The organism is Herbaspirillum sp. BH-1 (genome assembly GCF_002870055.1).
Classification (GTDB): Bacteria; Pseudomonadota; Gammaproteobacteria; order Burkholderiales; family Burkholderiaceae_D; genus Herbaspirillum; species Herbaspirillum frisingense.
On the sequence record NZ_PKOI01000001.1, the window covers coordinates 474713 to 499423 of the forward strand.

Sequence of the window (24711 nt, forward strand, 5' to 3'; positions counted from 1 at the left end):
ACATCAGCCAGCGCCAGCGGGATCACCTGGCCGCACGCGGCCGCCTAATCACGGAGAAGAAGCATCATGAACGACCGCATGGAGCGCGACACCTTTGGCCTGATCGAAGTCCCGGCCGACCGCCTGTGGGGCGCGCAGACCGAACGTTCGCTGCACCACTTCCACATTTCCACCGAGCGCATGCCAGCCGAGCTGATCGTGGCACTGGCTGCCGTCAAGCGCGCCTGTGCCAGCGTCAATCGCGACCTGGGCAAGCTGGACGGCAAGAAGGCCGAGGCCATCATCGCTGCCGCTGATGAAGTGATCGCCGGCAAGCATCCGCTGGAATTCCCGCTGTCGGTCTGGCAGACCGGCTCCGGCACCCAGAGCAACATGAACATGAACGAGGTGCTGGCCAACCGCGCCTCAGAGCTTTTGGGTGGCGTACGTGGCGAAGATCGCCTGATCCACCCCAATGACGACGTCAATCGCGGCCAGTCCTCCAACGACATCTTCCCGACCGCCATGCACGTGGCCGCCTGCATGGCCGTGGCGACCCACCTGATTCCCTCGCTGCACAAGCTGCGCGGTACTTTGGCGGAGAAATCCACCCAGTTCGCCGACATCGTCAAGATCGGCCGCACCCACCTGCAGGACGCCACGCCGCTGACCCTGGGCCAGGAGTTCTCCGGCTACGTGGCCCAGCTGGAACATGCGGAGTCGGCTGTCATCGCCACCCTCAATGCCATCTCCGAACTGGCCGCCGGCGGCACGGCGGTCGGCACGGGCCTGAATGCCCACCCCGAATTCGGCGAGCGCGTAGCAGCCGAGCTGGCCAAGTTCTTCGGTTTCCCCTTCAAGACCGCGCCCAACAAGTTCGCCGCACTGGCCGGCCATGATGCCCTGGTGGCGTCGCATGGCGGCCTGAAGACGCTGGCCGCGGCGATGATGAAGATTGCCAACGACGTGCGCTGGCTGGCATCCGGCCCGCGTTCGGGCCTGGGTGAGATCACCATCCCCGAGAATGAACCGGGTAGTTCCATCATGCCGGGCAAGGTCAATCCGACCCAGTGCGAGGCCATGACCATGCTCTGCGCCCAGGTCTTCGGCAACGATGTTGCCTTGAACATCGGTGGCGCCAGCGGTAACTTCGAGCTCAACGTCTTCAAACCGGTGATCATCCATAACTTCCTGCAGAGCGTGCGCCTGCTGGCCGACGGCATGGCCAGTTTCGAGGAGCACTGCGCCCGCGGCATCGAGGCCAACCGCAGCCGCATCGGCGAACTGATGGAAAAATCGCTCATGCTGGTGACCGCCCTGGCACCGCACATCGGCTACGACAAGGCCGCCAAGATCGCCAAGCAGGCGCATCACGACGGCACGACCCTGAAGCAGGCCGCGCTGGCCCTGGGCTATGTCACTGAAGAGCAGTTCGTGGAGTGGATCAAGCCGGAGCAGATGACGCGGCCGGGTTGAGCCAGGTTCAGTGTTACCGGGGTACCGGCGTTCCTGAGTTGCCCTGGCGTGATACGCATCAACGGCCTTGCAAAAGGCCGTTTTTGCTTTTGTAGACCTTGGAGGCAAGGCCTTGCCCGGCTGAAGTAGCACGCTGCACATTGCTGCGAAGCACGGTGATTTGCAAAGCCTTTTCAACCCCATGTATATCAATATTGATTAGGGTTACGAATTGAAACATCTCAAGATTTAAGACCAGCCCCGGCGTATATTGCTTTCATGCGCCAGATGCGTCTGCAAGCCGCGCCCGACAAGGAGTTTCGGGCGATCGGGGAAAGCGGCGGCGATGTCATCGGCGATAATTCCAGACATTCAGAGACACTCCCAAAGGCAATAACATGAAGAAAATAGCGGCAATCGGCGTCTGCGGCGTGCTGGCGGTGGCCGGCCTGGTGGCTAGCGCGTCGGTGTATGCGCATGGGCGCTTCTATGGCGGCGTGGTGATCGGCGGGCCGATCTGGGTGCCGCCGCCGGTCTACTATCCGCCTCCGGTCTATGTGGAACGGGTGCCGGCACCGGTCTACGTGGAGCCGCCGCGCCAGGATTACTGGTACTACTGCCAGGAATCCAAGGCGTATTACCCCTATGTCCAGAACTGCCCCAGTCCCTGGATGAAGGTGGTTCCCAATACCCCCGCCGTTCCCGGCGGTCCGCCGCCGCAATAGCCTGGCGATCGGATCGCGCAGGCCGTTCTCAGATGCTCTGCGCTATAGCAATACCTTCACAGATAAAGGAATCAACGTGAAACCCATCTACAAGACCGCCGCTACCGTCACCGCCGTCGGCGCCATGCTGGCGCTCGGTGGTTGCGTCAGCGTGCCGACCGGACCGTCAGTGATGGCGATGCCGGGCAAGGACAAGAGTTACGAGCAATTCCGTGCCGACCAGCAGCAATGCCAGCAATACGCCCAGGACGCCATTGGCGGGCAGGCGGCGCAGACCCAGAACAATGCGGCCAACAGCGCCGCGGTCGGGACCGCCGTGGGTGCGGTGGCCGGCGCACTGATCGGCGCGGCTTCCGGCAATGCCGGTGCCGGGGCGGCCATCGGTGCCGGTGGTGGCCTGCTGGTGGGCAGTGCAGCAGGCAGCAACGCGGCTGCGGGCGGCAATTATTCGATGCAGCAGCGCTATGACATGACCTATACCCAGTGCATGTACAGCAAGGGCAACCAGGTGCAGCAGCCGGTCCAGACCACCACCGTCTATACCTACCACCCGCGCTACTACTACGCTCCGCCGCCGCCTCCGGGCTACTATGGTCCGCCGCCGACGTATTACGGCCCGCCGCCGGGTGCATATTGAGCACGCAGGATGGTGAAGAAATCAAACCGCATCCCCGGATGCGGTTTTTTCTTATGCAACGCAACATGGCTGCCCGCCAGTGCTATACTCGCCGCCATGCTTTTCCGAACCCAACTTGCGAAAACCCAGCATTGGTGGCGCGCCTGATCTTGGCGGCCCGTTTTCACACAGCTTGACCATGTGATGCCGCCGGTTCCGGCGGCATGTTTTTTTCAGCTTCGGACCGGCGGCATTCCAGACAGATTAACGATCAGGAATGACCATGTCTTCGAATGCCACTAGTTCCGCCTCCAGCACGACCTCCGCTTCCACCTTGCCCGTGGTCCTTACCGGCGACCGTCCTACCGGTCCGCTGCATCTGGGTCACTATATCGGCTCGCTCAAGTCGCGCGTGGCGCTGCAGGAGACTTCGCGCCAGTTCCTGCTGCTGGCCGACACGCAGGCCATGACCGACAACGTCGGTCGCCACCAGAAGGTCACCGACAACGTGCTGGAGGTGGCACTGGACTACCTGGCCGTGGGCATCGATCCCGAGAAATCGACCATCTTCATCCAGTCCCAGGTGCGCGAGCTCTACGAACTGTCGATGGTGTTGCTGAACCTGGTGACGGTGTCGCGCCTGGAGCGCAATCCCACCATCAAGGAAGAGATCCGCCTGCGCGGCTTCGAGCGCGATATTCCGGCTGGTTTCCTGACCTATCCGGTCAGCCAGGCGGCGGACATCACCGCCTTCAAGGGGCAACTGGTGCCGGTGGGCAGCGACCAGTTGCCGATGATCGAGCAGACCAACGAACTGGTGCGCAAATTCAACGCCACCGTCGATCGTGAAGTGCTGGTGGAATGCAAGGAAGTGCTCTCCGAAACCGGCCGCCTGCCCGGCATCGACGGCAAGGCCAAAATGAGCAAGTCGCTGGGCAATTCCATCGCCCTGGGGGCGACGCCGGCCGAGATCAAGCAGGCCGTGCACCGCATGTACACCGACCCCAACCACCTGCGCGTGGACGATCCGGGCCAGGTGGAGGGCAATGTGGTCTTCACCTTCCTGGATGCCTTCGACCCCGACCGCGATGCCGTGGCCGAGCTGAAGGCCCACTACACCCGCGGCGGCCTGGGCGACAGCGTGGTCAAGCGTCGGCTGGAAGGCATCCTGCAGGAATTGCTGGAGCCCATCCGCACCCGTCGCGAAGAGTTCGCCAAGGACCGTGGCGAAGTGCTGGCCATCCTCAAGCGCGGTACCGAGCGCGCCAGCGCCGTGGCCGCGCAGACCATGTCGGAAGTCAATGCCGCGCTGGGCCTGAACTATTTCGGCTAAGGCGCGCAGGCGACTGCGGGCAGGAAACGAAACCGCCGCTTCCCGGCCAGGGGAGCGGCGGTTTTTTCATGCCTGCGGAAGAGTTCAGTGTGCCTTGGCCGGTGTCATCTGCGGCAGTTCCAGCAAGACTTCCAGCCCACCTTCAGCCAGATTGCGCAGGCGCAGCTGGCCATGATGGTTCTCGGCGATATTGAGCGCGATGGTCAGGCCCAGCCCGGTGCCACCGGTATCGCGTGAACGCGAGGTTTCCAGCCGATAGAAGGGTTCGAAGACTGCCTCCAGCTCGGCATCGGGGATGCCCGGCCCCTGGTCGCGGATACGGATGGCGATCTTCTGTTGCTCCAGGGCGATGCTGACCCGCGCCTGGCGGCCGTACTTGCAGGCATTGTCGATCAGGTTGGTCAGGCAGCGCCGCAGCGCCCCCGGCTGGGCCATCACGAAGGCGCGGGTGCTGCCTTGCAGGCTCACGTCCTGGCCGGCGTCGGCGGCATCGGCACAGACGCTGTCGAGCAGGGAGTCGATATCCAGGGCCTGCACCTTCTCCGACGAATCCATGCTGCGCGCCAGGTCCAGCCCCTCGCGCACCATGCCGTGCATCACGCCCAGATCGTCGATCAGCTTTTGCTGCAGTTCGGCGTCGGTGACCTTTTCCAGGCGCAGGCGCATGCGCGTCAGCGGCGTCTGCAAATCGTGGGTGATGGCCGCCAGCATGTGGGTGCGATGCTGGATCTGGCGCCGGATGCGGCCCTGCATGGCATTGAAGGCATGTGCCGCCTGCCGGATTTCGGTGGGACCGGTCTCGGCCAGTGGCGCATGGTCGATGTCGCTGCCCAGGCGCGATGCGGCCTGGGCCAGCTGGCGGATCGGGCGGGTCGCCATGCGCGCCACCAGCCAGGCCAGCATTGCGATCAGCGCCAGGAACAGCAGGATGTACTGCAGGCCGAACGGGCCACCCGGTCCGCCGCGGCCGCGCAGGGCAGGGGGCTCGCCCGGCTGGTGCAGGCGCAGGCGCATCAGGGCCTGGTCGTGCAGGCTCACGTAGATCACGCGGCAGGTGTCGCGGCGCGGGGCGTGGGCATCATCGGCCCGCAAGGGCGGGCATTCGCTTTCGCGCTGGACGGCGATCTTGCGATCCTCCCCCAGACGTGACTGCAGCATCTCGATGAGCGGGCTGGTGCTGGCGTTGGGGCCGATGGCGTCATTCATGTCGTCCACCATGCGCGCCTCGAAACCGAAGTTGGTGGCGGCCTGCAGCACGATGGGACGTTGCGGCGGCGGGATGTCGTCCACCGCCTGGACGATCTGTTCCACGCGGTCGGCGAGATGCTGGAAGCGCAGTTCGCGCAAGGTGCTGCGGCGCTCGTTGCCAGACAACCAGGTGGTGGCCATGACCGCCACCACGATGCCCGCCAGCAGCAGGAAGAAGATGCGGTTGCCGATGGAGCCCAGGAAATCCTTCATGCCGGCCGGCCTGCACCTTCCGCGCTGACCGTGGTGGCCAGCACATAACCCTCGTTGCGCACGGTCTTGATGATGGTGGGCGTGCGCGCATCGTCACCCAGCTTCTGGCGCAGGCGGCTGATCTGGATATCCACCGAGCGGTCGAAGGGGTCGGATTCGCGGCCCTGGGTCAGCTCCAGCAGCTGGTCGCGGTTGAGCACCCGGTTGGGATGATCCAGGAACACCTTCAGCAGCCGGAACTCCGCCCCCGACAGGGCCACCACCACGCCATCGCGGTTCACCAGGTGGCGCGCCGTCAGGTCCAGCGTCCAGCCGGCAAAGCGCATGGTGGCCACGTCCGGCTGGGCCATGTTGGGCGGCAGCGCCTGGGTACGGCGCAGCACGCTGCGGATGCGGGCGAACAGCTCGCGGGGCTCGAAGGGCTTGGCCAGGTAGTCGTCGGCGCCCATTTCCAGGCCCAGGATGCGGTCCAGCGGCTCGCCGCGCGCGGTCAGCATGATCACCGGCACCGATGAGGTGGCGCGCAGGTTGCGACAGAGCGTCAGGCCATCTTCCCCGGGCAGGGTCAGGTCCAGCACGATCAGGTCCACCCGCGACTCTTCCAGCACCCGTCGCATCTCGCTGCCATTGGTGGCGGTCAGGGTGCGCAGGCCGTTGCTGTCCAGGTATTCGGCCAGCAGTGTGCGGATGTCGCGGTCGTCATCGACGACGAGGATGTGAGTATTTGTATCCATGGGACGCATTATGCCGAACTTGTCCGTACGTGCAGGATGGATTTGTATCGGGTCTTTACAAGGAGGGGGGTGGAAATAAAACGATACCTGGGAGGCCTGCGGATATACAAAACGATACAAATGACGGCACAGCGGAAAAATCGCCGATACACGCCACCGGTTTAATGGGAACCGTGCCAAGACAGCACTTCGCTGTATGACAGTACAAGCGCAGTACAAGCACAGTACCAAGCGCAAGACCCACTGAAAGGAGCAACACATGTTGACATTCAAGAACCGTATCCTGGCCGGCATCGCCGCCGTAAGCATCAGCGCCGTGACCCTGTCGGCCTTCGCCCAGATGCCCCCGGGCGGCCCGCAAGGCCACGCCCCGAGCCCGGAACAGATCGCCAAGTTCGAGCAGATGCGCGCCAAGCACCAGGCCCAGCTGCACGACAAGCTCAAGATCACCGCCGCCCAGGAAGCCGGCTGGAAGCTGTTCCTGGACAAGACCAAGCCGGCCCCGTTTGACCGTGCCGCCCGTCCCAACAAGGAAGAATGGGCCAAGCTGTCCACCCCGGAACGTCTGGACAAGCAGCTGGACATGATGCGCAAGCGCGAATCCTTCGCCGAACAGCGCATCGCCGCCACCAAGGAGTTCTACGCCACCCTGTCGCCGGAGCAGCAGAAGACCTTCGACGCCGAGTTCGCCAAGATGCAGCACCATCGCTGGGAACAGATGCATCACGGCCAGCGTGGCGAGCACAAGGGCCCGCCGCGTGACGGCAAGCCCGCTCCCGACGCTCCGGCCAAGTAAGGCACACGGCAGCATTCGCCCGTGCGTTGCAAGTGCGGGCGTTTTCCACCCCGACAGCCTTGCGCTTGACCCGCAAGGCTGTTCTCATTGGCGCGGCCGGCAATAGCTGGGTACACTGCGTGCCAGCCGATGCAGGTGGCATGCGTGGTTGCAGAGTTGCAAGCCGCGCTGGAGAGAATAGCGGAAGGCGGCCGGAGACGGCCGGATGCGGCAGGATGGGCCGCCTTCCCTTATGCTCTTGCCTTTGCGTGACCGGATAACGGCACGCTGACGCGATGGCAGAGCGCTGCATCGACTTCCCATGAGACAAGGCCGCCTTGGTGGCGGCCTGCATACGTGATCGGTTTACTGGTTTCCCTGACATGACAAATACTCCCAATCCCGGCCAGCCATCTCCTTCCCCATCTCCTTCTCCCTCGCGTTCCCGTGGCAGTATCCTGCGACGCTGGTGGTTCTGGGTCCTGGTGGCCGCGCTGGCCGCCGGTGGCGGCTACAAATACTGGTCCAAGAAGAAGGCCGAGCAGGAGCAGATGAGTGCCATGGGTGGTCCCGGTGGCCCCGGGGGCCGTCCAGGTGCTGGCGGTCCGGGGGCCCGCCGCCCGGGTGCCGGCGCCTTCGCTGGCCAGACCATGCCGGTCGGGGTGGCCAAGGCCCGGGTGCAGGATGTGGATGTCTTCCTCAACGGACTAGGGGCAGTCACCCCCACGGCCACCGCCACCGTGCGCGCCCGGGTCGATGGCCAGTTGATGAAGCTGCATTACAAGGAAGGCCAGGTGGTCAAGGCCGGTGAGCTGCTGGCCGAGATCGACCCGCGCTCGCTGCAGGCCGCGCTGACCCAGGCCGAAGGCCAGCTGGCGCGCGACCGTGCACTGCTGAGCTCGGCCCGGCTTGACCTCAAGCGCTACCAGACCCTGCTGTCGCAGGACTCCATCGCCAGCCAGCAGGTCGACACCCAGGCCGCGCTGGTCAAGCAATATGAGGGAACGGTCAAGGCCGATGAGGGCAGCGTCGCCAGCGCCCGCCTGCAGTTGTCGTTCACCCGCGTGATCGCCCCCATCAGTGGCCGCCTGGGCCTGCGCCAGGCCGACGTCGGCAACAACGTCACCACCAGCGACACCAACGGCCTGGTCATCATCACCCAGCTGCAGCCGATCACCGCCATCTTCAGCATTCCCGAAGACAATATCCCCAAGGTCTTGCAGCAGCTGCAGAGCGGTCGCAAGCTGCCGGCCCAGGCCTGGGACCGTGAGCAGAAGAAGAAACTGGCCGACGGCGTGCTGCTGACCATCGACAACGTGGTCGATTCCACCACCGGCACGGTCAAGCTCAAGGCCCAGTTCCCCAATACCGACTACGCGCTGTTCCCCAGCCAGTTCGTCAATATCCGCCTGCAGCTCAATACCGAACAAGGTGCCACCGTCATCCCGACGGCCGCCATCCAGCGCGGGGCCAAGGGTTTGTTCGTCTATGTGGTCAAGGAAGACAACACCGTCACCGTGCGCCCGGTCAAGACCGGCCCGGTGCAGGATGACCTGACCGTCATCACCGACGGCGTGGCCGCTGGCGAGACCGTGGTCATCGACGGCATCGACCGCCTGCGCGAAGGCGCCAAGGTCGAGGCCGTGGCACGCGGTGGCGCCGACGACCCGGCCAACAAGCTCACCACCGAGAACCCCGACGCACGCCGCCATGGCAAGCGTGGTCAGGGTCAAGGACAAGGGCCGGGGCAGGGCGCAGAAGGCGGCCAGGGCGGCATGAGCCCGGAAGAACGCCAGAAGCGCTGGGCCGAGCTCAACAAACGTATCGATGCCGGCGAATTCGGCGAAGAGATCAAGAAACTGCCTGAGGACCAGCGTCGCCAGAAGATGATGGAACTGCGGCGCCAGCGCGAGGCAGGCAATGCCAATGGCGGCACCGGTGGTGCCAGCAACGCAGGCAACGCCAACGGCGCCAAGTAAGCACAAGGCTCACGCATGAATCCCTCGCGCCAGTTCATTCTGCGGCCGGTCGCCACATCCTTGCTGATGCTGGCGATCCTGCTGGTGGGCATCGTCGCCTACCGGCTCCTGCCGCTGTCGGCCCTGCCTGAAGTCGATTACCCGACCATCCAGGTGGTCACCCTCTATCCCGGGGCCAGCCCGGATGTGATGACTTCCTCGGTCACCGCGCCGCTGGAGCGCCAGTTCGGCCAGATGCCGGGCCTGAAACAGATGTCTTCCACCAGTTCCGGCGGAGCCTCGGTGATCACGCTGCAGTTCAACCTCGACCTGAGCCTGGACGTGGCCGAGCAGGAGGTGCAGGCCGCCATCAACGCCGGCAGCAACCTGCTGCCCTCGGACCTGCCGATGCCGCCGGTCTACAGCAAGGTCAACCCGGCCGATACCCCCATCATCACGCTGGCGGTCACCTCCAGGACCATGCCCCTGCCCAAGGTCCAGGACCTGATCGACACCCGCCTGGCGCAGAAGATTTCGCAATTGTCGGGCGTGGGTCTGGTGAGCCTGTCGGGCGGTCAGCGCCCGGCCGTGCGCATGCAGTTGAATCCGCGTGCCGTGGCCGCGTTGGGCCTGAACCTGGATGACGTGCGTACCGCCATCGGCAATGCCAACGTCAATCAGGCCAAGGGCAGCTTCGACGGCCCCACCCGCGCTTCCACCATCGATGCCAACGACCAGCTACGCACCGCCGACGAATATCGCAACCTGATCATCGCCTACAAGAACGGCGCGCCGATCCGGGTCTCCGACGTGGCCGACGTGGTCGACGGCGCCGAGAACGTGCGCCTGGGCGCCTGGGCCAACCAGCAGCCTGCGGTGATTGTGAACATCCAGCGGCAGCCGGGTGCCAACGTGATCGCCGTGGTCGACAGCATCAAGAAGATCCTGCCGCAGCTGCAGGCCAGCCTGCCGGGCTCTATCGACGTCCACATCCTGACCGACCGCACCACCACCATCCGCGCCTCGGTGGCCGATGTGAAGTTCGAGCTGCTGTTGTCGGTGGCGCTGGTGGTGATGGTGATCTTCGTCTTCCTGCGCAACGTGCCGGCCACCATCATCCCCAGCGTAGCGGTACCGCTGTCGCTGGTGGGGACCTTCGCCATCATGTATCTGGCCGGTTTCTCGATCAACAACCTGACCCTGATGGCCCTGACGATTGCCACCGGTTTCGTGGTCGACGACGCCATCGTCATGATCGAGAACATCTCGCGCTACATCGAAGAAGGCATGAAGCCCATGCAGGCGGCCCTGAAAGGTGCCGAGCAGATCGGCTTTACCATCATCTCGCTGACCTTCTCGCTGATTGCAGTGCTGATCCCGCTGCTGTTCATGGGTGACGTGGTGGGGCGCCTGTTCCACGAATTCGCGGTGACCCTGGCGGTCTCCATCCTGATCTCGGCCGTGGTCTCGCTCACGCTGACCCCGATGATGTGCGCGCGCCTGCTGCGCCATCAGCCGGAAGAACAGCAGGGCTGGTTCTACCACAAGAGCCAGGTCTTCTTCGATCGCATCATTGCCCGCTACGGCGTCATGCTGGAATGGGTGCTGGAGCGCCAGAAGCTGACCCTGCTGGTGGCCGTGGCCACGCTGGGCCTGACCGTGCTGCTGTACGTGTTCGTGCCCAAGGGCTTCTTCCCGCTGCAGGACACCGGGGTTATCCAGGGTATCTCGGAAGCCACGCAGTCCATTTCCTTCAGTGCCATGGGAGAAAAACAGCAGCAACTGGCCAAGGTTGTGCTGCAGGACCCGGCCGTGGAGAGCCTGTCCTCCTTCATCGGCGTGGATGGCACCAACGCCACCCTGAACAGCGGGCGCATGCTGATCAACCTGAAGCCGCACGAAGAACGCGACGTTTCCGCCGCCGACGTGATCCGTCGCCTGCAACCCACGCTGGCGCGGGAAGTGCCGGGCGTCACCCTCTACATGCAGCCGGTGCAGGACCTGACCATCGAGGATAGCGTCTCCCGTACGCAATACCAGTTCACCCTGGAAGACGCCGATCCGGCCCTGCTCAGTACCTGGGTGCCGAAGCTGATCGCGCGCCTGCAACAGGTGCCGGAACTGGCTGACGTGGCTACCAACCTGCAGGACCAGGGCTTGCAGGCCTATATCCTGATCGACCGCAACGCCGCTTCGCGCCTGGGTATCACTACCGCCGCCATCGACAACGCGCTCTACAACGCCTTCGGCCAGCGCCTCATTTCCACCATCTATACGCAATCGAACCTGTATCGCGTGGTGATGGAGGTCAAGCCGGAATTCCAGCGCGGCCCCGAAGCGCTGGACAGTATCTACCTGGTCACCTCGGGCGGCGGCAAGGTACCGCTGTCGTCGATCGCCACCGTCACCGAACGCACCGCGCCGCTGGTGGTGAACCACATCGGCCAGTTCCCGGCGGCCACCGTGTCCTTCAACCTGGCCAAGGGCGCCTCGCTGGGCAAGGCGGTCGAGGCCATCAAGGCCGCCGGGGCCGAGATCGGCGTGCCGGCCTCCACCGTGACCAACTTCCAGGGCGCCGCGCTGGCCTTCCAGGCCTCGCTGTCCAACACGCTGTGGCTGATCCTGGCGGCCATCATCACCATGTACATCGTGCTGGGCGTGCTCTACGAGAGCTATATCCATCCCATCACCATCCTCTCCACGCTGCCCTCGGCCGGCGTGGGTGCGCTGCTGTCGCTGATGATCTCCGGTACTGACCTGGGCATCATCGGCATCATCGGCATCATCCTGCTGATCGGCATCGTCAAGAAGAACGCCATCATGATGATCGACTTCGCCCTGGAGGCCGAACGGCACGAGGGCAAGAGCCCGCGCGAGGCGATCTATCAGGCTTGCCTGTTGCGTTTCCGGCCGATCCTGATGACCACCATGGCAGCGCTGCTGGGCGCCTTGCCGCTGATGCTGGGCACCGGCGTGGGCTCCGAACTGCGCCAGCCGCTGGGCATCACCATGGTGGGCGGCCTGCTGGTGTCGCAGGTGCTCACGCTCTTTACCACGCCGGTGATCTATCTCGGCTTCGACAGCCTGGGCCGTCGGCTGCGCGCACGCTTCGGGCAGCGCGCGCCTGGGCATGGCGGCGAGGACGATGATGGTGAAGACGGCAAGCCGGCCACGCTGCCGCCGGCGGTGTAGGCGGATGCGCGCATGAATATCTCGCTTCCCTTCATCAAGCGGCCCATCGCCACCACGCTCTTGACCATCGGCATCGCGCTGGCGGGCATGGTGGCCTTCCGCCTGCTGCCGGTCTCGCCGTTGCCGCAGGTGGATTACCCGACCATCTCGATCTCTGCCTCGCTGCCCGGCGCCAGCCCCGAGACCATGGCCGCGACCGTGGCCACGCCGCTGGAACGCGCCATGGGCGCCATCGCCGGGGTCACCGAGATGACCTCCACCAGCTCCCAGAACTCCACCCGCATCACCCTGCAGTTCGACCTGAGCCGCGACATCGATGGCGCCGCCCGCGACGTGCAGGCCGCGCTCAATGCCGCGCGCAGCCTGCTGCCCACCGGCATGCCGAGCAACCCGACCTATCGCAAGGTCAACCCGGCCGACGCCCCCATCCTGATCCTGGCCATGACCTCCGACACCATGACCCAGGGGCAGATGTACGACGCCGCCGACAGCATCGTGGCGCAGAAGCTGTCGCAGGTGCGCGGGGTAGGGCAGGTCAGTGTGGGCGGCAGTTCGCAGCCGGCAGTGCGCATCGAACTGAACCCGACCGCCCTCAACAAGTACGGCATCGGCAGCGCCGACGTGCGCACCGCAGTGGCTGCCACCAATGCCAATCGCCCCAAGGGTTTGCTGGAAGACGACGGCCGCAACTGGCAGATCTACGCCAACGACCAGGCCAAGACCGCCGCCGAATACGCGCCACTGATCGTGTCCTACCGCAACGGCACGCCGGTGCGGGTGCAGGACGTGGCCGAGGTGCGCGACTCGGTGGCCGATGTGCGCAACGCCGGCTCCTCCAACGGCAAGCCCTCGGTGCTGATCATCATCAACCGCCAGCCCGGCGCCAACATCATCGACACCGTCGACAACGTGCGCGAGCTCTTGCCGCAGCTGCAGGCCTCGATCCCGTCCGCCATCGACATGAAGGTCGTGCTGGACCGCACCCCCACCATCCGCGCCTCGTTGAAGGAAACCGAATTCACCCTGATCCTCTCGGTGGCGCTGGTCATCATGGTGGTATTTCTGTTCCTGCGTAACGCCCGTGCCACGCTGATCCCCGCAGTGGCCGTGCCGGTGTCCCTGATCGGCACTTTCGGCGTGATGTACCTGGCCGGCTTCAGCCTGGACAACCTGTCGCTGATGGCGCTGACCATTGCCACCGGCTTCGTGGTGGACGATGCCATCGTGGTGCTGGAGAACATCTCGCGCCATATCGAGTCCGGCATGAAGCCCTACAAGGCGGCCCTGCTCGGTGCGCGCGAGGTCGGCTTCACCGTGCTGTCGATGAGCATTTCGCTCATCGCCGTGTTCATCCCCATCCTGCTGATGGAAGGCATCGTCGGCCGCCTGTTCCGCGAATTCGCCATCACCCTGTCGGTGGCCATCCTGGTCTCGCTGGTGGTGTCCCTGACCACCACGCCGATGATGTGCGCGCAGTTGCTGCGCCATGACCCGGAGGCCGACGCAGCGCGTCGCCAGCGGCGCCATCCCTGGCTGCAGAAGATTTCCGACCAGACCGCCGCCATCTTCGAGGACATGCTGCTGGCCTACGAACGCACCCTGGCCTGGGCCTTGCGGGCGGCCCCTCTGATGATGCTGATCCTGCTGGCCACGATTGCCCTGAACGTGTATCTTTACAAGGCCATCCCCAAGGGCTTCTTCCCGCAGCAGGATACGGGGCGCCTGATCGGCGGCATCCGCGGCGACCAGGCCATTTCCTTCCAGGCCATGCGCACCAAGCTCAACGACTTCATCGACATCGTCAAGGCCGACCCAGCCGTGTCGGATGTGGTGGCCTTTACCGGTGGGCAGCGGCGCAATGGCGGCTTCATGTACGTGACCCTGAAGCCCCTCACCGAACGCAAGGACAGCGCCGACAAGGTGGTAGCGCGGCTGCGCATGAAGACGGCCAAGGTGGCCGGTGCCCGGGTGTTCCTGGTACCGGTGCAGGACATCCGCATCGGTGCCCGCCAGAGCGACTCGCAGTATGAATACTCGCTCAAGTCCGACGATGTCGGCCTGCTGCGCATCTGGGAACCCAAGATCCGCCTGGCCCTGTCCAACCTCAAGGAACTGGAAGACATCAGCACCGACCAGCAGGACAACGGCCTGCAGACCACCCTGACCATCGACCGCGAGACTGCCATGCGGGCCGGCGTGACGCCGCAGCTGATCGATTCCACGCTGTCCGACCTGTTCGGCCAGCGCCAGATCTCGACCATCTACAGCGGCATGAACCAGTACCACGTAGTGATGGAAGCCGCTCCGCAATACTGGCAGAGCCCGGAAACCCTGCGCGATACCTATGTCAGCCTGGCCGGCTCGTCCAACCTGTCGCCGACCACCTCCAGCCTGTCCACGCCACCGGCCCTGTCGGCGGCCGGCAAGCTCAATGCCAACACCGGCCTGGCGCAGACGATTTCCACCGCGCCGTCGCGCCAGATTCCATTGGCCGCGTTCTCGCGCTTCGAGCCGACCACCACTGCGCTATCGGTCAGCCACGAGGGCCAGTTCGTGGCCTCCACGCTGTCCTTCAACCTGGCCGAGGGCGTGTCGCTGTCGCAGGCCACCGAAGCCATCGACCGCGCCATGGCGCAACTGGGCGTACCCACCAATGTGCTGGGCACCTTTGCCGGTACCGCCAATGCCTTCCAGTCCTCCACCTCCAGCCAGCCCATCCTGATCCTGACGGCATTGCTGGCGGTGTACATCGTGCTGGGCATACTCTACGAGAGCCTGATCCATCCCATCACCATCATCTCCACCTTGCCCTCGGCCGGTGTGGGCGCCTTGCTGGCACTGATGGTGACCGGTACCGACTTCAGCCTGATCGCGCTGATCGGCGTGATCCTGCTGATCGGCATCGTCAAGAAGAACGCCATCATGATGGTGGACTTCGCCATCGATGCCGAACGCAATCGTGGCCTGTCCCCGCGTGACGCCATCTTCGAAGCCTGCCGGCTGCGCTTCCGCCCGATCATGATGACCACCATGGCCGCCTTGCTGGGCGCGATCCCGCTGGCCATGGGCCACGGCGACGGCGCCGAGCTGCGCCAGCCGCTGGGTATTTCCATCGTCGGCGGACTGGTCGTGAGCCAGCTGCTCACCCTCTATACGACCCCGGTGGTGTACCTGTACATGGAACGCCTGCGCGCCTGGGGCCAGCGCCGCTTCGGCCGCAAGAACCAGACAGAAACCTCGGCGGCCTGAGGCTGCCGCCATGGAGAAACGCATGACGCAACAAGACCTGTTCAAACTCAAGCCCGTGCTGATGGCGCTGGCGGTCAGCCTGGCGGTGACGGCCTGCGCGGTCGGCCCCGATTACGTCCGACCGCAGATGGACGAGGCCACCATGGCCCCGGCCGTCTTCAAGGAGGGCCAGAACTGGAAGCCCGCCCAGCCGCGCGACCTGATGGCCGACGGCAAGTGGTGGGAGATGTTCAACGATGCCCAATTGAATGCGCTGGTGGCGCAGGTGGACGTCTCCAACCAGAACCTGGCGCTGGCCGAAGCCAACTTCCGCAGCGCCGTGGCGCTGGTGCAGAGCTCGCGCTCGGCCTATTCGCCCACCTTGTCGGCTTCGGCCGGCGCTTCGCGGGGCCGCTCCGGTTCGGCCGGTTCATCGACCTCGTCCGGTACCTCGTCGTCGTCGTCCGGATCGTCCGGCGGCGTGCGCAATTCCTATACCTTCTCGCTCACCGCCGCCTGGGAGGCCGACATCTGGGGCAAGGTCCGGCGCGACGTCGAATCCAGCCAGGCCAGCGCCCAGGCCAGCGCAGCGGACCTGGCCGGCGCCCGCTTGTCGGCGCAGGCGCAAGTGGCGCAGAACTACCTGCAGCTACGCGTGCTGGACGCCCAGCAGCGGTTGCTGGATGACACCGTGCAGGCCTACCAGCGCTCGCTGGAGGTAGCGCAGAACCAGTACAACGCCGGCATGGTCGCCAAGTCCGACGTGATCCAGGCACAGGCCCAGCTGAAATCGGCGCAGGCCTCGGCCCTGGACAACGGCGTCACCCGCGCCCAGATCGAACATGCCATCGCCCTGCTGGTGGGCAAGACACCTGCCAGCTTCTCCCTGCCCAGGTCGCCGCTGACCGCCGTGGCGCCGCCGGTCCCGCAGGGCGTGCCGTCGATGCTGCTGGAGCGCCGTCCCGACGTGGCCGCCGCCGAGCGCCGCGTGGCCTCCGCCAATGCCAAGATCGGCGTAGCCAAGGCCGCCTATTTCCCCAGCCTGACGCTGTCCGCCTCGGGCGGTTACCAGAGTTCCACCTTTGCCGACTGGTTCACACTGCCGGGTCGGGTGTGGTCGCTGGGACCACAGCTGGCACAGACCATCTTCGACGGCGGCGCCCGCCAGGCCGCCACCGATCAGGCCATCGCCAGCTACGACGGCACGGTGGCCACCTACAAGCAGACGGTGCTGACCGCCTTCCAGGAGGTCGAAGACAACCTGGCCGCATTACGCATCCTGGAGCAGGAAGCCGCCGTGCAGGGCGAAGCGCTGCAAGCGGCGCGCCAGGCCGTCACGCTGGTGACCAACCAGTACAAGGCTGGCACGGTCAGCTACGTCAACGTCATCACCGCCCAGGCCACGGCCCTGTCGGCCGAACTGAATTCATTGAACATCCTCAACCGCCGCATGGCCGCCAGCGTGTTGCTGGCCAAGGCACTGGGCGGTGGCTGGGACGGACATAGCCTGGATGACCTGGGGCCGCTGGAGCAGCAGAGTGCAGAGCAGGCCAGGGGCTTGAAGGAGAATGCGGGATTGAGGTAGAGGAGGCATTAATCCTCAGGAATCAGCGCCCCGGTCTGAACAGAGAAATTTCGTTTGACCTTCTTGAATGAATGACGACCCGAGCATGCGCTCGTGGCGTCGAAGACGATCGTCAAGGTGTCACCCGACTCAGTGGCTTCTAGAAGCTCGAACTCGTAGCCCCACGGAATGTTCTTCGGGGGCGTATTGCATTGCCGCGACTTGGCATAGAAGCTTGCAGAGAGTTGTTTAAGTTGCGCGTTGATCTTGTTGGCCGACCTGGTGTTCAGATATCTGGAGGGTTTTACGGTCACCTTCTCGATATAGATCCGGTTCATTGCATCTCTTGCCCCTGTTTGTTTATAAACGGAAGTCTCCAGCTTGATATCGCCGAGATCCAGTTCTTCCCCGAAGCTGGGTTGAAAAATCGACGGTATTAATACGGTGATTGCCAAGGCTAGGTTTTTTTTCAGCATTCTGTGATCTCGAAAGTTTGGGTTGAATGGGTTAAGGCTGAGACCCGAATCCAGGCCGAACTGGACGCGTCGTTCTGGCCGACCCGGTCCCAGTGGAATTGCACCCGGACCCGGCCGTACGGATCGGTATGGATGCGGTCGCGCCCGGCGATGCCGACTACGGTCGCGGTCTGGGGGGCCAGGATGCGCGTGTCCGTGCTGTTGAAACCTCTTCCCGGTCGCCATTGCACGCTCCTGCGGGAGCAGGTGAACCAGTTGCGGTACGTCGGTCCGGCCAGGCCATCGCGGGCAAGATAGTTATTGCAGACCCGGTGTCTGATCGACAGCACCAGAAAATCATTACGGCCGTCTAGTGCGTCCCTGCCATAACGCTCGTGGTTGAAATGGTCCACCAGACGGAAATAGCGTCCTGCTTCCAGCGTGCGGCAATTTCCCTCCGCTTCGAAATACTTGCCGACGGCTTCGATCTCTTCCATGCGCAGCTTGGCTTGTCCATAGGCATCGTCGAAATTCTTGCAGCCATAGGAGCCCGCATATTCATACTGTTCCATGCGCGGGGCGCTGCCTTGCTGATTCAGCGTCGGCGCGGTGCGCAAGACCTGCCGGGGCTCGCAGAAATTGTATGAGCTCACGCTGAAGCTGGACGGTACGAGCTCGCGCACGGCCACCCAGCGATCGACGGCGTCTTCCTCGACGCTGCCACCTTGTGCGTGGAAGCGCACTTCCAGATCGCCGTCGATCGGAGCGGACCGATAGGGGTCATCGGCGATGACCAGGGTATGGCCTTGCTCGTCGTGCCGGAAAGAGTAAATCCAGCCCGCCGCTTCCCAGCGCCGGCTGAGGTAATTGAAGTCGGTTTCGTCAAACTGGCAGGCGTAGGTCATGGCGGCACTGCCGCCGTATATCTGCCACTCCCAGTTGGGATAGGCCGAATAGTCCCTGAAGATGCTGCTGGTCTGATCCTTCAAGGACTTGTAGTGGAAGACGTAGTTGTCCTTGCGCAGGTTGAGGAAACGCAGCCAGGGGCCGAGTGTGGCCTCGTAGAGCGCGATGCCACCGTCCGCATGGCATCTGCGGAAGCTGAATACGTAGCCTGAGAAGTAGCGCAAGCTGCCATCTGCGCGCACCAGCTCGATGTTGAGCAGCTTGCCCTGCATGTCCTTGAGTGCAATGCTGGGGTCGTCGGAGAGCAGCTTGACCTTGTATTCGAAGTCGCGGGAGATACTTTCCACGGCGTCGATGCTGTCGACGACCATCTGCGCATCGGGTGCATCACGGTGGGGGAATGACAGGCGCAGCATGCGGTTGTGCTGCCGTCCTTTGATCAGTTCCTGAAATCTGGGAATGGTCTTGGTCATGCGGGCTCCGGGTAGATTCCGGGTGCGCATCAAGCGGCGTCAATGGCCAGGGCCATTCATGAAGTCAGCGCAGACGGAGGATGGGGACAACGAGAAAGGGGAGATGGTAGCCAACGCAGAACACTCGCCATAGCGATGGAATTCTAGAAACGCGGACAGAATGCGAAGGAGGGGCAGGGGAGAAAAAGCAAACCGCAAAGAGACCATGCTGGCGGCCCGGGATGGATGTCGAATCCCTTCAGAGCGCCAGTCCACGGCGTGGATGCGACAGTGGTCGCGTGACTATGCGGAGCTACGCGTCGCCGGGCGTGACCAGGCGTGAACAGGCGTGATTATTTATGAGGAAACCTGGGCCTGCAGCACGCCCCGCAACGCATTGCACACCACCACCTCCTGCGCACGCATCAGGTCGGCGCGGGTGATCACGGCTTCGCTGGCCTGCCAGTGTGGGTCGGCCAGCAGGACGCGGCGCATCACGCCCGGCAGCACACCGGCGGACAGGGGCGGGGTACGCCACTGCCCGTCAAGTCTGACGAAGACATTGCTGCGTCCCCCCTCGGTCAATTCATCGCGCTCATTGAAGAACAGCATGTCGAAGCCGCCACGCCGTTCGGCTTCTTTCCAGGCGGCGTCGTAATGTGCGCGCCGCGTGCTCTTGTGGCGCAGGAAAAGGTCGTCGCTGGCGCAACGATGCTCGGCCAGGAAGACCGTCACCGGTCCCGTCAGCGGTAGCAACGGTGCATGCTGCAGGCTGATGTTGCCGCCTGCATCCAGTGCCAGTCGCAGGCGCAGGACTACGTCCTTGGGCAGGCCGGCGCAGAGCGCATCGATCTGCTGACGCATCGCCTTCTCGTCGCAGGGAAAGCCGAACACCGCCGCGGAGGCCTGCAGGCGCTGCAGGTGCAAGTCCAGATGGCGGCAGCCGGCGTGGTTGGCGTGCATGGTTTCGAAGAGGCTGAATTCCTGTTCCAGCCCGGTGAGGAAGGCCGATTTCAGGCGGCATTCGGCAAATTCGGAGGCGGCGTCACTGTCGTAGACGATGCCGGCGCCCACGCCCATCACGCCCTGTCGCAGGCCATGCTCAGGCGCTTGCAGCTCCAGTGTGCGGATCGGTACCGACAGGCAGAAGTCGCCGATGGTGCCGCCGCCTTCGCGTGGCGCGTCGAACCAGCCGATGGCGCCGGTGTACAGGCCGCGGGTCTCGGTTTCCAGTTCGTTGATGATTTCCATGGTGCGCCGCTTGGGTGCGCCGGTGATGGAGCCGCAGGGATAGAGGGCGGCGATGACGGTGGTCAGCGTGGCGTCCTCGCGCAGGCGGGCGCGGATGGTGGAGGTCATCTGCAGCACCTGCCCATAGCGGCGCACGTCGAACAGGTGCGGCACCTGGACTGAACCGGAGCGGGCCACGCGGCCCAGGTCGTTGCGCAGCAGGTCCACGATCATCAGGTTCTCGGCGCGGTTCTTTTCGTCGTTGGCCAGGGCCAGGGCGCGTTGGGCATTGATCGTGTCGGCAGCGTCAGCCTGGGGATCCATGGCACGAGCGGTGCCTTTCATCGGCTTGGCCTTCAACATGCCATCCTGGTGCGAGACGAACAGTTCCGGCGAGCAGGACAACACCATGCCACCCTGCGCATCGCGCACCAGCGCACCGTAGGGCACCGGCTGGCGTGCCCGCAGGCGGCGGTAGAGGGTGATGGCGTCACCATGGACCTGGAAGTGCAGGCGATAGGTGTAATTGACCTGGTAGGTGTCGCCGGCGGCGATGTAGTCGCGGATGCGTCCGATGGCGGCGCTGAAAGCGGCCTCATCGACGCTGCTGCGCAGGTTGACGATGCCGGCCGTTTCAGTGGCGCACTGGCCGGCCAGCCAGGCATCGACCTCGGTCGCACTCAGGCGCTGGCAGTGCTGGAACAGCAGGACGCGCGCCAGCGGGGCCGTCAGCGGCCGATGCGGCAAGCCCTGCAGTGCCGCGCCCAGTTCATAGCTCCACAAGGCGACCGCATGCTGGCCAGCGGCCAGCGCTGCCTGCATCTGCGCCAGCAGGGCCCCAAAGCTGGCGGCGTCGGTGCAGGCCAGCGTGCGCAGGTGGCCGGTGTAGAGGCGCGAGCGCGGTTCGGCCGGCGTGGCGAGATGGTCGTCGAGGAGGGCGAAGCAGTCGGTCATGGAACAGGGGGCAAGGACGGCAAGGGCAGGCAGGGCGGGCAGGGCAGCGCAGCACCGCCGGCAGCATGATAGCGTAAAAGGTATACTTGAAGGCTTGCCACGCTGCCAGGGCGCTGTCCCTTCACTACCTAGTCCGATGCCCATTCCACGCACCTTCATCATTCCCCTGATCGTCGCCTGTGCGCTGTTCATGGAACAGATGGATTCCACCGTCATCTCGACCTCCCTGCCGGCCCTGGCGCTGGACATGAATGTCGACCCGATTTCGCTCAAGCTGGCACTGACCTCCTACCTGGTCAGCCTGGCCGTCTTCATTCCCATCTCGGGCTGGATGGCCGACCGCTTCGGCTCGCTCACCATCTTCCGCACCGCCATCTGTGTCTTCATGCTGGGCTCCATCCTGTGCGGGGCTTCCTCGACCCTGCCGCAGTTCGTGGCGGCGCGGTTCCTGCAGGGCATCGGCGGCGCCATGATGGTGCCGGTGGGGCGCCTGGTGATCCTGCGCAGCGTGGAAAAGGTCAACCTCGTCAAGGCACTGTCCTACCTGACCATTCCTGCGCTGTTCGGGCCGGTGCTGGGGCCGCCGCTGGGCGGCTTCATCACGACCTACTTCCACTGGCGCTGGATCTTCTTCATCAATATTCCGATCAGCATTCTCGGCCTCTACCTGGCTACGCGCTTCATTCCCGACCTCAAGGCCGAACAGGTGGCGCCGCTCGATTTCAAGGGCTTCGTGCTCTCGGCACTGGGTTGCTCGCTGCTGATGATGGGGCTGGCGACCTCCGGCCGGCATCTGGTGTCGGGCGATGTCTCGCTGGCCTGCGTGGTGGCGGGCGTGCTGTTCCTGGCAGCTTACGTGTGGCATGCGCGTCGTGCCACGGCGCCGCTGATCGACCTGGCGCTGTTGAAGATTCCCACCCTGCGCGCCGGTGTCTTCGGCGGCTCGCTCTATCGCGTGGGGATCGGCGCCATCCCCTTCCTGCTGCCGCTGATGCTGCAACTGGGCTTTGGCTATACGCCTTTCCATTCGGGCCTGTTGACCTGCGCCTCGGCGGCCGGGGCCATGTTCATGAAGACCATCGCCGCCCGCTTCCTGCGTCGCTATGGGTTCCGCCGGGTGCTGCTGGTCAATGGCGCGCTGGGCGTGCTGGGTTTGTGGGCCATCGCCGGCTTCACGCCGCAGACGCCGTATCTGCTGATGGTGCTGGTCCTGCTCATCGGTGGCTGCTTCCGTTCGCTGCAGTTCACCAGCCTCAATGCGATTTCCTATGCCGATGTCGACAAGCAGCGCCTGAGCCAGGCCACCAGCATGGCCAGCGTGGCGCAGCAGTTGTCCATCGGCATGGGCGTGGTGCTGGCCGGCTTTGCCTTGCAGATGTCGAACGACCTCCAGGGCCACGCCACCCTGGTGGCCCAGGATTTCTGGCCGGCCTTCCTGGTGGTGGGCGCGGTGGCGGCGCTGGCGCTGCTGATGCTGCGCCAGTTGCCGCATGATGCCGGCGCCGAGATGGCCGGGCAGCAAGAGAACAAGTCGGCCTGACGGGGCCGCCACGACGAGGAGCGCAATGCGTAGCGATCAGCCCTACAAAGCCCTGTGGTTCCCGCTGGGTGCCGTCCTGATCTGGGCCGGCAACACGGTCATCAGCAAGATGTCGGCCAGCGTCATCGCGCCCGAGGATATTTCCTTTTACCGCTGGGTACTGGCGGCGGCGCTGATGTCGCCCTTCCTGGCGCGCTCGACCTGGGCCGCACGCGCGCAGATCCGACCCCACCTGGGCAAGATCCTGGTGCTGGCGCTGCTGGGCATGGTGCTGTTCCAGAGCCTGGCCTATTTCGCCGCCGCCACCGCCTCGGCCACCAGCATGGGCATCATTGCCTCGCTGATGCCTTTGCTGACGCTGGTGCTGAGCATCAAGCTGCTGTCCGAACCGCCCACCATCGGCACCCTGGCCGGCGGGGTGCTGTCGCTGTTCGGCCTGGCGGTGCTGATCGGACGCGGTCACCCGCAGAACCTGTTCGAGCAAGGCGTGGTCACCGGCGATCTGCTGATGCTGCTGGCCACCATCGCCTATGGCCTGTATGGCGTGATGCTGCGGCGCTGGGCGCTGCCCCTGCGCACTTGGCAATTGCTGTACATGCAGGTGCTCATGGCGGTGGTGCTGCTGTTCCCGGGCTTCGTGCTGGGCCATCATTCGCCCATCACCCGCGACAACCTGCCCATCCTGCTGTATGCGGGCATTGCCGCTTCCATCCTCTCGCAGTTTCTGTGGATGCGCGGCGTGGCCTACCTGGGCGCCAGCCGCTGTTCCATTTTCGTGAACCTGATGCCGGTGTTCACTGTCATCATTGCGGTAGCGGCGCTGGGCGAGCAATTGCATGGCTACCACGCCGTGGGCGGCCTGATCACGCTGGCCGGGGTGATCATGGCGCAGGTGTTCAAGCAGCGCCTGCGCTGGCCTGCCGGCTGAGCCAATCTCGCCGACAGAACCCGGTTGATCCGACAAGAACAGGTAGAGAACAGGAAAGAGACATGATCGATCCCACCATGATCGTCAATTGCACGGTCTACAAGAAGGGCAAGAAGCTGCGGGACATCACCCTCGATGAAATCAGCGACGTGCTGGAAGAGGAGGGGACCTTCGTCTGGCTGGGCCTGCTGGAACCCAATGTCGAGCTGATGAACAAGATCAAGGAAGAGTTCTGCCTGCACGAACTGGCGGTGGAAGATGCCTACGCCGCCCACCAGCGGCCCAAGATCGAGGAATACGGCGATACCCTCTTCGTGGTCCTGCACACGGCCCAGCTGGCCGGCGGCGAGGTGCAGTTCGGCGAGACCCACATCCTCACCGGTCCGCGCTTCGTGGTCACGGTGCGGCACGGTGCCTCGCGCAGCTATGCCAAGGTGCGCGAGCATTGCGAGATGCTGCCCGAGCGCCTGGTGCGCGGTCCCAGCTTCGTGCTCTATTCCATCATGGACTTCGTGGTCGACAACTACCGCCCCATCATGGATGACCTGGAAGCCAAGTTCAGCCAGTACGAGGAACAGCTCTTCAACCCCGGTGCCATCAGCGGCAAGGCCTACCTGCAGGAGCTCTACCAGTTGAAGCGCCAGCTGATCCGCCTGCGCTCGGCGGCCTCGCCGCTGCTGGATGTCTGCACCCAGCTGCTGCGTTTCCATGAAGGGCTGATCACCAAGGACGGCAAGGCCTACTTCCGCGACATCTACGACCACGTGGTGCGCTTCATCGACACCGGCGACCGCCTGCGTGAAATGGTGGAATCGGCGGTGCAGATCAACCTGGCCCAGGTCACCATCCACCAGAACGAGATCGTGCAGACCCTGGCCGGCTGGGGTGCCATCCTGGCCATTCCCACCATGGTCTTCAGCCTCTATGGCATGAACTTCGCCAACATGCCGGGGCTGTCGTGGCAATGGAGTTTCCCGCTGGTGTTGGGCGGCATCTTCACCGCCTGTTCGCTGCTGTGGCGGCGCCTGCGCAAGGCCGGCTGGCTCTAGGCCGGTCTTTCCTTTCGGGCAAACCGAGGTGGGTGCGACAATTGGTCGCAGCCGCCGGCTCGCCTGCGCTTTTATACTCGCGCCTGCCTTGATCGGCGGCACGATGAGGCGTCTTCAGGCATGCGGGACCGGGATGGGTCCAGCTTGCTCGTATTCGCGGTGAACGTCTTTTTTCTT

17 protein-coding genes are annotated in these 24711 nt (G+C 64.4%); 12 read left to right on the forward strand and 5 right to left on the reverse strand.

Annotated elements, in window-relative coordinates:
- The first annotated feature begins 66 nt into the window (after nt 1-66).
- The 4 genes from fumC to trpS all read left to right on the forward strand — a co-directional run bounded on the left by fumC (nt 67) and on the right by trpS (nt 4108).
- Nucleotides 67-1455, forward strand: coding sequence for a class II fumarate hydratase (gene fumC, locus HBH1_RS02160; protein WP_102661399.1), 1389 nt, complete (start codon nt 67-69; stop codon nt 1453-1455).
- 377 nt (nt 1456-1832) lie between these two features.
- A complete protein-coding gene (locus HBH1_RS02165) occupies nt 1833-2159 on the forward strand; it encodes a hypothetical protein (RefSeq protein WP_006462415.1) in 327 nt (108 codons plus the stop codon).
- Nucleotides 2160-2235: 76 nt separating this feature from the next.
- Entirely contained in the window at nt 2236-2796 is a 561-nt protein-coding gene (locus tag HBH1_RS02170) for a glycine zipper family protein (protein WP_006462416.1), read from the forward strand.
- A 262-nt stretch (nt 2797-3058) separates the two neighbouring features.
- The gene (gene trpS, locus HBH1_RS02175) at nt 3059-4108 is read left to right on the forward strand and encodes a tryptophan--tRNA ligase (protein WP_006462417.1); all 1050 of its coding nucleotides are present in this window, start codon (nt 3059-3061) and stop codon (nt 4106-4108) included.
- Nucleotides 4109-4192: 84 nt separating this feature from the next.
- On the opposite strand, the gene HBH1_RS02180 is transcribed toward trpS, so the two are convergent.
- Nucleotides 4193-5569: an ATP-binding protein gene (locus tag HBH1_RS02180; protein WP_102661400.1), complete on the reverse strand. Its 1377-nt coding sequence runs from the start codon at nt 5567-5569 to the stop codon at nt 4193-4195.
- Nucleotides 5566-6303 carry a response regulator gene (locus HBH1_RS02185; RefSeq protein ID WP_006462419.1) on the reverse strand — a complete coding sequence of 246 codons (738 nt, stop codon included), beginning with the start codon at nt 6301-6303 and terminating at the stop codon, nt 5566-5568. Before HBH1_RS02185 ends, HBH1_RS02180 begins: the two co-directional genes overlap by 4 nt.
- A gap of 259 nt (nt 6304-6562) precedes the next feature.
- On the opposite strand from HBH1_RS02185, the gene HBH1_RS02190 reads away from it, so the two are divergent.
- From HBH1_RS02190 to HBH1_RS02210, 5 genes are all read left to right on the forward strand, one after another.
- Complete coding sequence (locus HBH1_RS02190) at nt 6563-7099, forward strand: Spy/CpxP family protein refolding chaperone (RefSeq protein WP_102661401.1); 537 nt, start codon at nt 6563-6565, stop codon at nt 7097-7099.
- A 362-nt stretch (nt 7100-7461) separates the two neighbouring features.
- Entirely contained in the window at nt 7462-9057 is a 1596-nt protein-coding gene (locus HBH1_RS02195) for an MdtA/MuxA family multidrug efflux RND transporter periplasmic adaptor subunit (RefSeq protein ID WP_102661402.1), read from the forward strand.
- 15 nt (nt 9058-9072) lie between these two features.
- The gene (locus HBH1_RS02200) at nt 9073-12228 is read left to right on the forward strand and encodes an MdtB/MuxB family multidrug efflux RND transporter permease subunit (RefSeq protein WP_102661403.1); all 3156 of its coding nucleotides are present in this window, start codon (nt 9073-9075) and stop codon (nt 12226-12228) included.
- Between the two features lie 12 nt (nt 12229-12240).
- Nucleotides 12241-15477, forward strand: coding sequence for an efflux RND transporter permease subunit (locus HBH1_RS02205; RefSeq protein ID WP_102661404.1), 3237 nt, complete (start codon nt 12241-12243; stop codon nt 15475-15477).
- A gap of 22 nt (nt 15478-15499) precedes the next feature.
- Nucleotides 15500-17041, forward strand: coding sequence for an efflux transporter outer membrane subunit (locus HBH1_RS02210; RefSeq protein ID WP_102661405.1), 1542 nt, complete (start codon nt 15500-15502; stop codon nt 17039-17041).
- Between the two features lie 8 nt (nt 17042-17049).
- Here the strand turns inward: HBH1_RS02210 and HBH1_RS02215 are convergent, their stop codons facing one another.
- The 3 genes from HBH1_RS02215 to pabB all read right to left on the reverse strand — a co-directional run bounded on the left by HBH1_RS02215 (nt 17050) and on the right by pabB (nt 21017).
- Complete coding sequence (locus HBH1_RS02215) at nt 17050-17496, reverse strand: hypothetical protein (RefSeq protein ID WP_102661406.1); 447 nt, start codon at nt 17494-17496, stop codon at nt 17050-17052.
- Nucleotides 17490-18854, reverse strand: coding sequence for a type VI secretion system Vgr family protein (locus HBH1_RS02220; protein ID WP_102661407.1), 1365 nt, complete (start codon nt 18852-18854; stop codon nt 17490-17492). Before HBH1_RS02220 ends, HBH1_RS02215 begins: the two co-directional genes overlap by 7 nt.
- A gap of 336 nt (nt 18855-19190) precedes the next feature.
- A complete protein-coding gene (gene pabB / locus HBH1_RS02225; protein ID WP_102661408.1) occupies nt 19191-21017 on the reverse strand; it encodes an aminodeoxychorismate synthase component I in 1827 nt (608 codons plus the stop codon).
- A gap of 136 nt (nt 21018-21153) precedes the next feature.
- On the opposite strand from pabB, the gene HBH1_RS02230 reads away from it, so the two are divergent.
- From HBH1_RS02230 to HBH1_RS02240, 3 genes are all read left to right on the forward strand, one after another.
- On the forward strand, nt 21154-22557 hold the full coding sequence (locus HBH1_RS02230) for a DHA2 family efflux MFS transporter permease subunit (RefSeq protein ID WP_006462431.1): 1404 nt from the start codon (nt 21154-21156) through the stop codon (nt 22555-22557).
- Between the two features lie 25 nt (nt 22558-22582).
- Nucleotides 22583-23485 (forward strand): DMT family transporter, encoded by a 903-nt coding sequence (locus tag HBH1_RS02235; RefSeq protein ID WP_077237912.1) that lies wholly within the window; start codon nt 22583-22585, stop codon nt 23483-23485.
- Nucleotides 23486-23547: 62 nt separating this feature from the next.
- A complete protein-coding gene (locus tag HBH1_RS02240) occupies nt 23548-24534 on the forward strand; it encodes a magnesium and cobalt transport protein CorA (RefSeq protein ID WP_077237913.1) in 987 nt (328 codons plus the stop codon).
- The last annotated feature ends 177 nt before the right edge of the window (nt 24535-24711 follow it).